Raw genomic sequence first — 13628 nt, 5'->3', positions numbered from 1 at the left:
TCATGGAAACACATAGTAAGTTTTGCTATAATGACAGTAGTTTTTTAAGGAGGAATTTGGATGCAATCTGTAACCGACTTTTTATCATTTATTCAATCACGTATCACGTTGGCTACGTTGATATATATATGTATCATCGTTTTGGTGATCATCTTATTAGTTATTTTTTCCAATCATGTGCGTCGTCGCAAAGCAAGTGCAAGATTTGAAGAATTAGAAAAAGATGTAAATGCTGTTAGAAATAATTCATTGGATTATAAATTCAACAAAGCAAAAGCATTCGCAAAAGTGAATGCCGATATCATGGAACGTGTCAATGAATTAACTCCGAAATATAATGTATGCATGGAAGGTATGGATGAATGTGATACCCTTTGTGAGAAAGCACATGATGCTTTAGAAGGACATCATACAAAAAGAGCCATGCGTCGCATGGATGAATTGGAAACATCTTTAAAAGATGCGCGTGAACGCATTCGTATCGTGACGAAAGCTTTGGATAATATTTTACAAAAAGAAACAGAAGTTCGTGATTTTGCGAATGCATTGAAGGAACGTTATCAAAATGTGCGTCAAGTCTATACGACAAATCGTAATTCTTTTTACAAGGCAACGACCTATTTTGATTCTCGGTTCCAAGAAATTGAAAATGATTTCTCGAATTTTGAAGAATGGATGTACGCATGCGAATTCAACAAAGCCAAAGATGAAGGAAACAAGATTGCCACTTCGATTGATACACTTTCGAGTGAAATTGCCTTATGCCCGGATCTGTATGAACGAACCAAATCTATCATTCCGGCTGCCATGATGGAAATCAATCAGAATGCACAAGACTTATCTCAAGCCGATGTGAATTTGAGATATTTGGAAATCAATAAGAATTTGAATGAAGCAGCCAGTCAATTAAAAGAAGCAGAACATCGAATTGATGTAGGAAATCTGAAAGAAGCACAAATGTTGATCAGTCAGATTGGTGATGGTGTCTTGAAACTACAAGATGCGATCTCTCAAGAAAAAGCGGCCTATGATGAGATTCATGGTGGCTTGGAACAAAATTTGATCACGGTATCTGAAATTCAAGTTGAATTGAATGATATCAAAAAGATGTATGGTAATATTCGTGATCGTTTTGGATTGGAAGATTGGACCCATCGTTTTGCTTTGGCCGATGAACAAATGGGCAATGTGCAAGAAGCAGCTACTTTACTTCAAAAAGAAATCAAAGCGGATCAAACTCCATTGGTAGAAGTAGTGCGCTATTATCGTGAATTTGTTTCGGATATCAATGAATTTAAAACACAAATTGACGAAATGAAATCAAAATTGATCAGTGCAAGTAGCGATGAATCACGAGCACAAAAACAATTGGTCAAATTGCAATTGATCTTGAATGAAGTGCGTTTGAATGCCGCTACACGTCATCTGCCAAGTATTTCTTCGCAATTCGAAAAAGACATTCAACAAGCCGAAGATTTGATCAGTCGTGTGCAAATTGTATTATCTCATTCGCCACTGGATGTTCCAACTTTGAATGCCGATCTACAAGATGCGATTGACTTTGTTTATAAGCTTTACAACAATGCTAACAATTTGATTGGTGTGGCGGTGATGGTTGAAAATGCGATCGTTTTTGGAAATCGATTCCGCTCTGCCCATCCTTCTATGAATACCGATTTGACGCGTGCTGAATTGTGTTTCCAAAATGGTGAATATACCCGCGCTTTGAAGATCGCAATCCAAGCCATTGAAAATCTACATCCTGGAACCTATGAAAAATTGATTGCGAAAAAAGATCCCGCTGTCATGAATCAGGTGTAGCCTATGATTTATTTTGATAATTCTTCAACGACCTCCCTTGCACCGGAGGTCCTTGCCGTTTATAAGCAACTCCTAGCTACTACCTATGGAAATCCGGATAGTCTTCATCAAGTAGGACGAAAAGCCAATGGGTTGATGGAAACGGCACGCCAAAAAATTGCCCATATGTTAGGGGTAAAAGGTAGTGAAATTCTATTCACAGCCAGTGCAAGTGAAGCCAATACAATGGCAATCATCGGGTATGCTTTAGCGAATACGACACGAGGCAAACATATCCTTATTAGTAATGTAGAACATCCATCGGTGGATCATGCAGCGGATGTATTAGCTACATTGGGGTTTGATGTGGAAAAGATGCCTATTAATGAAAAAGGAATCATTACGCCGGAATGTGTTCGATCCTATATGCGTAAAGATACGATCTTGGTATCCACTATGCATGTCAACAATGAAATGGGAGCTATCAATCCTATCCGTGCGATTGAAAAAGTCGTGCATCAAAATCCAACATGTGCTTATCATGTGGATTGTGTTCAAAGTTTTTCAAAAATTGATGTTCCTTTTGAAATATTGGATATGGCTACGATTTCAGCTCATAAGATCCATGGTTTAAAAGGTTCTGGCTTATTGATGAAAAAAGAAAAAGTTCAAATCAAACCAATCATTCAAGGTGGTTAACAAGAACATGGTTTGCGCGGTGGAACGCAAAATGCACCTACTAATATTGTGCTCGCAAAGACAATTCGTTTGGCTTTATCGGCACAAAAAGAAAGTTATGATAAGATTCAAAAGATCAATACATATTTAAGAGAAGAACTGGAAAAGATACCAGGCGCACATATTCATTCGCCTGAAGATGCGTTGCCTTATATCTTAAATATTGGTTTTGATCAATTGACCAGTGAAGTATTATTGAATGCATTGGATGCCCATGATATTTGTGTCTCGGCCAAGAGCACCTGTTCTAGTCATGGTGCCAATGAATCACATACTTTATTGGAGATGGGAAAATCCAAAAAGGAAGCAACGCATATGATTCGTTTATCTTTTTCGGGTTTAAATACAATGGATGAAGCAAAACAATTTATTGAAATTTGTAAGGAGATCATTAGAGACTATGGACTATCGTTATGATCATATTTTGATTCGATATGGTGAATTGTCACTAAAAGGAAAGAATCGAAATTCATTTATCAAACAGTTATATCACAACGTAAAAAAGGCCCTTGCCAATTTTTCGACATTGGAATATGAAAAACAACATGATCGTATGTATATCTATTTACATGATGAAGATCCGGAAAAAGTGAGTGATGTACTTGCAACGGTATTTGGTATTTCTTCTTTTTCATTGGCCATCCAAGTGCCATCCGATATGGATGCGATCATTCAAGCAGCCAAAAATAGTGTTGATCTCTCTACGCCAAAGACATTTAAAGTAGCTGCACGACGTTCGGATAAAAACTTTCCTTACATTTCTGATACGATCAATCGTAAAGTAGCTGGTGAAATTTTACGAAATAGTGAGTGGAAAGTGGATGTCCACCATCCCGATGTGAAAATTGTGATTGAAGTCCATCAAGACTCTACCTATATCATGACGGATCGACGTGCCGGAGCAGGTGGATATCCTGTAGGCGTAGGCGGGAAAGCCATGGTGCTTTTAAGTGGTGGCATCGACTCACCGGTTGCCAGTTATTTGATGATGAAACGGGGTGTACATATTGAAGCCATTCATTTTGCGGCTCCCCCATATACTTCCCAAAATGCCCAAGATAAGGTTCTTTCTTTAGCACAAATGTTGAGTGGATACCAAGGTGAAATTTTGGTTCATGTGATTCCTTTTACCCAACTCCAACTTGCAATCTATCAACATGCCGATGAAAGTTATGCTATTACCTTGATGCGACGTATGATGATGCGGATTGCGGATGGTATGGCTAAAAAAAGACATGCCCAGGCGATTGGAACGGGAGAATCCGTCGGACAAGTGGCTTCACAAACTTTAGAAAGTATGCAAACGATCAATGCCGTTACGAACATGCCAGTGATTCGGCCGGTTGTTTGTATGGATAAAGTAGAAATTATTGATTTAGCACGAAAGATTGGTACCTATGAAACGTCGATTCTTCCTTATGAAGATTGTTGTACCATTTTTGATCCCAAAGCCCCTGCCACAAAACCACGAATCGATCGTTGTGAGAAATATGAGGCACGTTGGGATTGGACATCGATGGTTCAAGACTGTATCGATCAATGTGAGGATATTGTGGTTCGGCCACAGGCAGCACAGGAAGATTTATTTTAGGTGGATGTTCCACCTTTTTTTAAAAGGAGAATCTATGTTAGTTTGTCCAATTTGTTATATGCCCTTAGAAAGAAAAGAACACACATGGGAATGTGGCCATCATCATAGTTTTGATATTGCTAAACAAGGATATGTGAATCTTTCTTTGAAACAAAAAAAACATCAAGGTGATAATAAAGAAATGGTCAAGGCACGTACCGCGTTTTTGGAACAGGGTCACTATGCGTTCTTAAAGGATCAACTCGTAAAGATCATTCAGTCCTATCATTTTGAAACCATCGTAGATACAGGTTGTGGACAAGGATATTATACTTCAGCTTTTTCATCGGTGAGTCAAGTATGGGGAATTGATTTGAGCAAAGATGCCATTCAATATGCAGCTAAAAAAGATAAATTGGGTCACTATATTGTGGCAAGTATCTTTTCTATGCCTTTTGAATCCAATTGTTGCGATGGTGTTCTTTCCATTTTTGTTCCTTATGCCAGTGCAGAAATACAACGAATTTTAAAGCCTCAAGGAATCTGGATCACGGTCGGACCTGGACCTCATCATTGTTGGGAATTGAAGAAAATGCTCTATGAACACGTGAATGAAAATCCAATGCCAGAATCAGAACGCCAAGGCTTTTTGCATGAAGAACAAAAAATCATCACATCAAAACAATGGGTGGATGATGTATGGCATCTATTAGAAATGACACCCTATCGATATAAAAGTCCCAAAGAAGGTTTGGAACGTGTGAAAGCTTGTGCAGGAAAAGAAATCACCTTTGAATTTGTGATTGATATTTGGAGAAGAGTATGAAAACAACGATAAAAAAATGGGGAATTAATGGGGAAGGTATTGCTTATTATCATCGAAAACCAGTCTTCATTCCGTATGCATTGCCCCAAGAAGAAATTGAATATCATATTGTGAAAGAAACAAGAAAATATTGTATGGGTGAAATGGATCGGTTGATCGTTCCATCTTCGCGTCGTCGTTATCCTTTATGTGCGAAATGGCAAACTTGTGGCGGTTGTGCCTTGATGCATGCCCAATATAAGGAACAATGTAAAATGAAAAGTCAGATGGTCAAAGAAGCATTGCGTAAATATGCGAACTATCAAGGTCCCATCTTACCCATCATAAAAAACCCTGATCCACTGGGCTATCGTAATATGTGTAAGTTACCGCTCCAAAAGGTCCATGGTCATTGGCAATCTGGTATGTATGCCGCCCATACGCATGATTTTGTTGCGATCGATCGATGTGTTGTTCATGAAAAAGAAATTGAGTTGGTCCGAAAAAAGGCTTTGGAAATCTTTGATCAATTTCATTTGGAAAATTTGTTGAGTTTGGTTCTCAAATCGTTTGATCAAAAGGTGCAAATGATCCTTGTGACCAAAAATGTAACATTACCTGAAACGTGTATTGCGGCATTATCAATGATCGATTCGGTCGTATCTATTTGGCAATCGATCAAGACGGATGATCGTATCGATATTTTTGGTGATACCATGATCCATCTATCTGGAAAAGAGAGAATGGAAATCACACTAGGCCCTATTCATTGTCAATTATTGCCACGATCCTTCTTCCAATTAAATACCAAACAAGCTTTACGTTTGTATCAGCTCGTACAAGAATGGACCCCCAACTGCCATACCCTCATGGAAGCCTTTTGTGGAATTGGTGCCATGAGTTTGTTTGTAGCAAATAAAGCAAAGACTATATATGGAATTGAATACAATCAAGATGCGATTGAAAATGCAAAGATCAATGCACAATGGAATCATTGTACCCATGTATCGTTTATTTGTGGGGATGCCAATGAAAAATTGATGACAACCAATGAGCCTATCGATTGTTTGATCGTTGATCCACCACGTAAAGGATTAGAAGACATGACATCAACGATCTTACAAAAACATATTCCCACCATCCTCTATGTTTCGTGTAATCCAAGTACGCTGGCAAAAGATCTGGCTATCTTGACCAAACAATATACCATTCAAAACGTGCAGCCATTGGATATGTTTTCACAAACACCATTGGTAGAAACCGTTGTTTATTTGGAAAGGAAAACGAAATGATTCAACTGTTTGTGAGTGATTTAGATGGAACCTTATTAAATGAAAATCATCAACTCGATCACAGGATCCTGCATAGTATTGATTTTGTCTTAGAAAATCAACGTGATTTTGCGATAGCGACAGGTAGAGACATGCATCCGCTCCATAAGAAAAGCTTAGATTTTGGTGATCGACATATCTATACCATATGTATGAATGGAGCCATGGTTTTTAATTGGAATCGACATATCATTTTTGAACGACCCATTGAATCTTCCTTTGTATTTGAATTCGCAAAAACATTTCCAGATCTTTCCTTTGATTATAATGGCAAATTAGTCAAATACACGTTGGCATCTTATTCCGCTATTTTTGCGCGTTATCATGAACGAAACTTTTTTGGTGGATCTATGAATGTAGAAACTATGGAAAATTGGTTATCGGATTATCGATATGATCAAACGCCAGAAGCTATTGCTTCTCAACCCATCTATAAGATCAATGGAGAAGTGGATGATCCCCAACGAAAAGCAGAGGTATATGATTTTCTTTCACGGCATGGCCATCAAATTGAAAATGCCCCCTTTCGACCTGATTTTTTTGAAATCACAGCCAAAGGAGTCAATAAAGGCATGGCCATCCATCAATTGACACAGTATTTAGGGCTGGTTGATGATGATGTGGCCGTGTATGGAGATGGTGGAAACGATATGGATATGATGAAAGCGTTCCGCTATTCGTATGCCCCATCGAATGCTTCTAAAAAGATCAAATCCTATGCATATAAAATTTTAGGGCCAAATTCTGCGTATAGTGTACCAATACACATGGAAGAAACAATAATAAAAAATAAAAATAAATAAATAACAATAACAAATTATTGAAAAATAGCCAATGTATTATATAATAAGCACGAAGAGGTAGAAATATGAGAGCAGAACAAATACAACGTATTCAAAATTTAAAAACGAAGATGTTATCGCAACCACGTTATGTAAGTATTGAACAAGCTTTGATCATAACCAAGACCTATCAAGAAAATGAACAAGATTCAAAACAAGTCAAACGAGCAAAGGCTTTATATAATGCATTGACCCAAATTGAAATTGGGATAGAACCCGATGAATTGATCGTGGGCAATCGAACGAAAGGCGTTCGTTATGGTGTTGTGTTTCCTGAAAGTGGTATTTCATGGGTGGATCGTGAATTTGAGACCATCCCCACACGTCCACAAGATAAATTTTTGGTTCGACAAGAAGATATCCGGACGTTCCGTGAACAAATTGTCCCGTATTGGAAAGGAAAAAGTTTAGAAGATATCGTCCATGATCGAGCAGGAGATGAAATTTCAGCCATTTCAACGGTAGTGAAAATCAATCAAACGGATCATGCACAAGGTCATATTTGCCCCAATGTGAAAGAATGGTTAGAAACAGGACCACAAGGATATATCGATCAAGCCAATCGTAAGCTTGAAAATTGCACACCCGAACAAAAAGAGTTTTATGAATGTGTCCGCTTAGTGATGCAAGGTGTACAAATCTTCATGAAACGATATGAGGATTTATTGAAAGAAACAGCGAAAACAAGTCCAGATCATGCACAGAATCTGATGCAAGTAGCTCGCATTTGTCATCATTTACAGACAAAACCAGCCAACACTTTCCATGAAGCATTGCAGTCGCTTTGGTTTTTAATGGTCATCTTGCATATGGAATCGAATGCTTCGAGTTTTTCACCAGGACGTTTGGATCAGATCTTGTATCCATACTATCAGAAAGATATCGATGATCTGACTTTGACAAAAGAAGATGCATTGGAATTAATTGAATGCTTATGGTTAAAATTTAATGAAATTGTCTATTTGCGCAATAAAAATAGTGCAAAATATTTTGCGGGATTCCCAATCGGTTTTAATGTGGCTATCGGTGGACAAGATACACAGGGCAATGATCATTGCAATGAATTATCCCATTTATTTTTGGATGCTCAAGAAGATATTGGTTTGCCACAGCCGAATTTATCTGTTCGTTTGCATGAACATACCAACGATGCTTTATTAAGACATGCCGTTCGCTGTGTATCAAAGGGTAGTGGCATGCCACAGTTCTTTAATGACAAGGCCATCATACACTCGCTGGAACAGTTAGGTATTTCTCATAAAGATGCGATGAACTATGCCATTGTTGGTTGTGTAGAACTGACGACCCAAGGAAATAATTTAGGTTGGAGCGATGCAGCCATGTTTAATTTGAATAAAGTATTGGAATTGACATTAAATCATGGTGTCTGTTTATTAACAGGAAAACAGTTAGGCCCGGATTTTGGTTCGTTGTCAACGTATAAAACATTTGAAGACCTAGAAGCTGCCTATAAAAAGATGATCTTGTATTTTATGGATAAGATGTTGGTTTGTTGTGAAGCTGTTGAAAAAGCACATATCGATGTCTTACCAACCCCTTTCTTATCCGCAGTGATCGATGATTGTATGGAAAAGGGAATGGATGTGACAGCTGGTGGGGCCCACTATAATTTATCGGGTATCCAGATGATCCAAGTCGCCAACTTAGCAGATTCTTTGGCCGCTATCAAACAGATGGTTTATGATGAAAAACGCATTGCGCCACAAGATTTGGAACATGCATTACGAACTAATTTTGATGGAGATGAAATCATGCGTCAAACATTATTGCATCGGGTACCAAAGTATGGCAATGATGTAGAATGGGTGGATGAATTGGGCGCAAAATGGGCTCGCTTTTTCCGTAAAGAATTGGGCAAACATAGAAATTATCGTCATGGTTCTTATCATACAGGTATGTATACGGTCAGTGCCCATGTGCCTATGGGCAAGAATGTGGGGGCTAGTGCGGATGGTCGTTTAGCGCAAGATCCATTAGCAGATGGTGGATTATCACCTGTATATGGAAGAGATCTACAAGGACCAACCGCGGTCTTAAAATCCGTATCAAAAATGGATAATGCTTGTACGACCAATGGTGGTTTATTAAATATGAAATTTTTACCTGATTTCTTTAAGACCGAAACCGGTATCACCAAATTTTGTCACTTTTTGCGAACTTTTGTAGATCTAGAAATTCCACATATTCAATTCAATGTCGTGAGTCGACAAAATTTATTGGATGCGCAAAAGCATCCAGAACAATATCGTTCTTTGACGGTTCGAGTGGCTGGATATACGGCCTACTTTACCGAATTAGCTGGAGATCTGCAAAATGAAATCATTGCAAGAACAACCTATGACAACATCTAAAGGCTATATTTTTGATTTTAAACGATTTGCGACACATGATGGACAAGGCATTCGAACAACGGTTTTTTTAAAAGGTTGTCCGTTACATTGTGCTTGGTGTCAAAATCCTGAAGGATTATCACCAAAACCACAAATTCTATATATGTCCAATCATTGTATTCATTGTTTAAGTTGTGTACATGCATCTAAACATCAAGGCGTAACCTACTTTGGAAATCGAATTTGTGTGGATCGGAACCAGCCCGAAGATTGGCAAGCCATTGTCGATGCCTGTCCGACCACGGCAATGCGGTTTGATGCCAAAGCCTATACCGTGGAACAAGCCATGAAAGAAGTTCGCAAAGATAAGGCTTTTTTCAAATATGGTGGTGGATTGACCATCAGTGGTGGAGAACCATTCTATCAATTCGATTTTCTGTTAGCTTTATTGCAGGCGGCCAAAAAAGAAGGTATTCACACAGCCATCGAAACCACTTTATTTACATCATTAGATCATATTCAACAAGCTTTACCTTATATCGATCAAGTTTATTGTGATTGTAAATGTTGGGATGATGAGCAGCATCAAAGCTATACGGGTGTTTCCAATCGAATGATTCTTGAAAACATTCGCTATGTGTTGACGCATCATGCCCATGTGATCGTACGAACACCACTGATTCCGCAAATGACAGCAACGGATGAAAATATTCAAAAAATCAGTGAATTTCTGGTATCGTGTGATCCTGAAGTCCATTATGAGATCTTAAATTATAATCCCATGGCACAGTCTAAGTATGCGTATTTGGATATGGAATATTGTTTTGAAGATAATCCAAAATTATATTCTTCGCGTCAAATGGAGCATTTTTATGACATTGCGCGAAAATCCGGTATCAAACATTTGGTCATCGAGTAGTATAATAGAATCAAGAGCAAGCGATCTCTTATAGGGGGTCGCTTTTTACGCAAACTTTACGACAGAGGAAAATGGGGAGGTTTATAATATATACTATGAGAACATATGCGATTATCGATATTGGGTCCAATACCGTGCGAATGAATCTTTACCAGGTGAAGAATGAAAATTTTTCTTTATTGGTATCGAAAAAGTCAGCCGTTGGTTTGGCTTCGTATGTAAAAAAGAAAGTAATGTCACAAGAAGGAATCGATGCATTGATTGAATGTTTGTTGGATTTTAGACGAACAGCACAACTATTGAATATCGATGTGATTGAAGCCTTTGCGACAGCTTCTCTAAGAAATATCAAAAATACAGAGGAAGTACTCGATCAAGTAGCTACGCATTGTCATATACAAATTGAGATCTTATCCGGCGCCCAAGAAGGTTTGATTTCGTTTGATGGTGCTTTATTAGGGATTCATTACGCAGATGGTATGTATATGGATACCGGTGGAGGAAGTAGTGAAATTGTATTATATGACCAAAAACGAATTGGTTTTGTATGTTCTCTTCCAGTTGGTTCGTTAAATCTTTTTAATGAATATGTCGATCATATCATTCCGACAAAGAATGAAATCACAGCCATCCAAGATCGGGTGAAACAGGAACTAAAAAGTGCCGAGCCTAGTAAGGGTATGTTTCGAGTCGAGAATTTAGTGGTGACAGGTGGTAGCATGCGTGCGATTCGTGAATTGATGATTCATTTAAAAATGGTTGATGCGAATCGTTTTGTGATCAAACCTGAAGATTTATCACAACTGATCAAATTATTATCAAAAGATGAAAAAGAGACCATTCGCTTATTCTTGAAAGTAAAGGCGGACCGGGTGCATACCATGTTCCCGGGGTTATTGCTGATTCAAAGTGTGGCCCAGTACAGTCGAGCTAAAAATATTCAAGTCTCCACGAATGGTGTACGGGAGGGTTATATGATAGATAAGGTGTTGAAGCATGCGTGAGTATCCATTTACACAAGATCGTGAATTATCATGGTTGAAATTCAATGAACGTGTTTTAGAGGAGGCAGCTGATCCAGATGTTCCATTATTGGAACGATTGAAATTCTTAGCTATTTTTGGAAGTAACTTAGATGAGTTCTATATGGTTCGTTGTGGTAGTTTATACGATATGTCTTTAGTAGACAGTGAACATCACGATCGGCGAAGTGGTTGGACGCCAAAGGAACAATTGCATGCCATTTATCAAAGGACACATACGTTGTATAAGAAAAAAGATGCGATAGCGAAAGAGATCGAGCATACGATGCGAGATATCCATCTATTTCGTGTGCACAAAAAAAATCTCACAAAAAAACAATCCAAATATCTGGATGAGTATTTTGAAGAACATGTTTTACCAGTATTGTCTCCACAAATTATTGATCTACAACATCCATTTCCACATTTATTAAATAAGCAACAATATATTTTTGTGCGAATGAAAGAAAATGATCAAACGGTTTATGGAATCGTTCCTGTGCCTACAGTGATCGATCGAATCATTTATTTTGAAGATGGTTCAGGAAATTATGCTTTATTGGAACAATTGATCTACTACATGGTCAAATCTATTTTCCCAAAGAATGAAATCTTATATAAAACGATCATACGTGTTACGCGTAATGCCGATATCAATCTAAACATAAAAGAAATTGATGTAGATGAAGATTATCGTCATTATATGAAAAAGATCTTAAAGAAAAGAGATCGTTTATCGCCAATTCGTTTGGAACTATATAAAGATGCAGATGAAGAATCCATTGCATTCTTGTGTAAAAAACTACATTTGGAAAAAGCGCAAGCTTTTCTTTCTAAATCTACTTTAGAGATGGATTACTTATTTGCGTTGACCGAGCATGCCGAAAAGGTTCATTTGGGATATTTATCTTATCCGCCATTTAAAGCGCAGGAAAGCATTTATGTCGATCGTGATCGCAAGATCATCCCACAAGTATTAAATCACGATGTTTTATTATTGTATCCCTATCAAAACATTGATATTTTCCTTGATTTATTAAAAGAAGCCGCCAATGATCCGGATGTCATTTCTATAAAGATGACGATTTATCGTTTAGCGAAGAATAGCCGTATTATTCATTATTTGACGGAAGCTTTGGAAAATGGCAAAGAAGTGAGCGTTTTAATGGAATTGCGTGCGCGATTTGATGAAAAACGAAATATTGAAGCGGCTGAAATCCTCGAAAATGCTGGTGCTCGTGTTCAATATGGTTTTGATGAATATAAGGTGCATTCGAAAGTATGTATGATTTCTCGAAAGTCGAAGCATGGCATTCAGCATATTACTCAGATTGGTACGGGTAACTATAATGAAAAAACCAGTCATCAATATACTGACTATTCGTTTATTACGGCGCGTTCCGACATTGGTGAAGATGCCATGCATTTCTTTAACAATATGGCTTTAGGCAATACAAAAGGAACGTATAATCGATTGTTGGTTTCGCCAGTTAGTTTAAAGTCTCATGTTTTGGAAATGATGGATAAAGAAATCACAAAAGCAGAAAATAATGAACCAGCACAGATATTACTAAAGATGAATTCGATCACGGATGTTGATTTAATTAAAAAGATTAGTGAAGCTTCCCAAGTTGGGGTACCAGTCAAAATGGTTGTTCGTGGTATTTGTTGTATTGTTCCAGGTTTGCCACACTATACAGAAAAAGTCGAAGTCCATAGTATTGTTGGTCGTTATCTAGAACATGCACGAATTTATGCATTTGGTGTTGGTGATGAACAAAAAGTATATATTTCTAGTGCGGATTTCATGACGCGAAATACGGAAAAACGAGTCGAAGTGGCTTGTCCTATCGATGAACCAAAATTAAAACAGGATATCTTAGATTATTTTAAGGATCAATTCAAAGATGATGTAAAGGGTCGTGTTTTAATGAAAGATGGTACCTATGCGAAATTAGGTACGGAAACACTCTTTGATTCGCAAAATTATGCCATGAAAAAAGCAGAAGAATTGGCACTTAATAAAAAGGTAAAGTATGAGAAAAAATCCGGTCTTTTCAAATTCTTGGATCGAATTTTTGGTAGATGAACCTATCTACCTTTTTTTTTACAATTTTTTTAAAAAAATACTTGTCAAAAGGTAAGAAATATGATTAAATTAAAAAGCGCTTGAGAGAGCGACGATCTTTGAAAACTGAACAGGAAACCAAGAAACACGTCAATTTCGAGAAAGAAACAAACGATGTCAGG

General features: G+C 37.7%; 9 protein-coding genes and 1 pseudogene. All 10 read left to right on the top strand.

Translation table 11 applies throughout. The annotated features are described in order from the left end of the window. Positions 1-60 precede the first annotated feature (60 nt). The 10 genes and pseudogenes from SOS22_RS03085 (at position 61) to ppk1 (ending at position 13467) form a co-directional block, all read left to right on the top strand. Positions 61-1821, top strand: coding sequence for a septation ring formation regulator EzrA (locus tag SOS22_RS03085; RefSeq protein ID WP_320596287.1), 1761 nt, complete (start codon positions 61-63; stop codon positions 1819-1821). A gap of 3 nt (positions 1822-1824) precedes the next feature. Continuing rightward, positions 1825-2955 (top strand): annotated as a pseudogene (locus SOS22_RS03080) (cysteine desulfurase family protein). Beyond that, positions 2939-4129 (top strand): tRNA uracil 4-sulfurtransferase ThiI, encoded by a 1191-nt coding sequence (gene thiI, locus SOS22_RS03075; RefSeq protein ID WP_320325168.1) that lies wholly within the window; start codon positions 2939-2941, stop codon positions 4127-4129. Before SOS22_RS03080 ends, thiI begins: the two are co-directional and overlap by 17 nt. Before the next feature lie 34 nt (positions 4130-4163). Beyond that, on the top strand, positions 4164-4934 hold the full coding sequence (locus SOS22_RS03070) for a putative RNA methyltransferase (protein WP_320596286.1): 771 nt from the start codon (positions 4164-4166) through the stop codon (positions 4932-4934). Beyond that, the gene (gene rlmD / locus SOS22_RS03065) at positions 4931-6205 is read left to right on the top strand and encodes a 23S rRNA (uracil(1939)-C(5))-methyltransferase RlmD (RefSeq protein WP_320596285.1); all 1275 of its coding nucleotides are present in this window, start codon (positions 4931-4933) and stop codon (positions 6203-6205) included. The genes SOS22_RS03070 and rlmD overlap by 4 nt, the downstream gene beginning before the upstream one ends. After that, entirely contained in the window at positions 6202-7047 is an 846-nt protein-coding gene (locus SOS22_RS03060; protein WP_320325165.1) for an HAD-IIB family hydrolase, read from the top strand. The genes rlmD and SOS22_RS03060 overlap by 4 nt, the downstream gene beginning before the upstream one ends. A gap of 65 nt (positions 7048-7112) precedes the next feature. Next, the gene (locus tag SOS22_RS03055) at positions 7113-9458 is read left to right on the top strand and encodes a formate C-acetyltransferase/glycerol dehydratase family glycyl radical enzyme (RefSeq protein WP_320596284.1); all 2346 of its coding nucleotides are present in this window, start codon (positions 7113-7115) and stop codon (positions 9456-9458) included. Beyond that, positions 9421-10356: a glycyl-radical enzyme activating protein gene (locus tag SOS22_RS03050; RefSeq protein WP_320325163.1), complete on the top strand. Its 936-nt coding sequence runs from the start codon at positions 9421-9423 to the stop codon at positions 10354-10356. The genes SOS22_RS03055 and SOS22_RS03050 overlap by 38 nt, the downstream gene beginning before the upstream one ends. A 95-nt stretch (positions 10357-10451) precedes the next feature. Next, the gene (locus tag SOS22_RS03045) at positions 10452-11360 is read left to right on the top strand and encodes a hypothetical protein (protein WP_320596283.1); all 909 of its coding nucleotides are present in this window, start codon (positions 10452-10454) and stop codon (positions 11358-11360) included. Further along, entirely contained in the window at positions 11353-13467 is a 2115-nt protein-coding gene (gene ppk1 / locus SOS22_RS03040; protein ID WP_320325161.1) for a polyphosphate kinase 1, read from the top strand. The genes SOS22_RS03045 and ppk1 overlap by 8 nt, the downstream gene beginning before the upstream one ends. Positions 13468-13628: the final 161 nt, after the last annotated feature.

It is taken from the genome of Absicoccus sp., assembly GCF_034090965.1.
Taxonomy (GTDB): domain Bacteria; phylum Bacillota_I; class Bacilli_A; order Erysipelotrichales; family Erysipelotrichaceae; genus Absicoccus; species Absicoccus intestinalis.
The sequence above is the reverse complement of the archived record's forward strand: the minus strand, read 5'-3'. Positions and strand labels throughout refer to the sequence as shown.

Excerpts from the sequence above, each read along its gene's own strand:
- SOS22_RS03085 (WP_320596287.1), top strand. The coding sequence starts at position 61 with ATGCAATCTGTAACCGACTTTTTATCATTTATTCAATCACGTATCACG.
- SOS22_RS03045 (WP_320596283.1), top strand. The coding sequence starts at position 10,452 with ATGAGAACATATGCGATTATCGATATTGGGTCCAATACCGTGCGAATG.
- SOS22_RS03060 (WP_320325165.1), top strand. The coding sequence starts at position 6,202 with ATGATTCAACTGTTTGTGAGTGATTTAGATGGAACCTTATTAAATGAA.
- SOS22_RS03050 (WP_320325163.1), top strand. The coding sequence starts at position 9,421 with ATGAAATCATTGCAAGAACAACCTATGACAACATCTAAAGGCTATATT.
- SOS22_RS03070 (WP_320596286.1), top strand. The coding sequence starts at position 4,164 with ATGTTAGTTTGTCCAATTTGTTATATGCCCTTAGAAAGAAAAGAACAC.
- thiI (WP_320325168.1), top strand. The coding sequence starts at position 2,939 with ATGGACTATCGTTATGATCATATTTTGATTCGATATGGTGAATTGTCA.
- SOS22_RS03055 (WP_320596284.1), top strand. The coding sequence starts at position 7,113 with ATGAGAGCAGAACAAATACAACGTATTCAAAATTTAAAAACGAAGATG.
- rlmD (WP_320596285.1), top strand. The coding sequence starts at position 4,931 with ATGAAAACAACGATAAAAAAATGGGGAATTAATGGGGAAGGTATTGCT.
- ppk1 (WP_320325161.1), top strand. The coding sequence starts at position 11,353 with ATGCGTGAGTATCCATTTACACAAGATCGTGAATTATCATGGTTGAAA.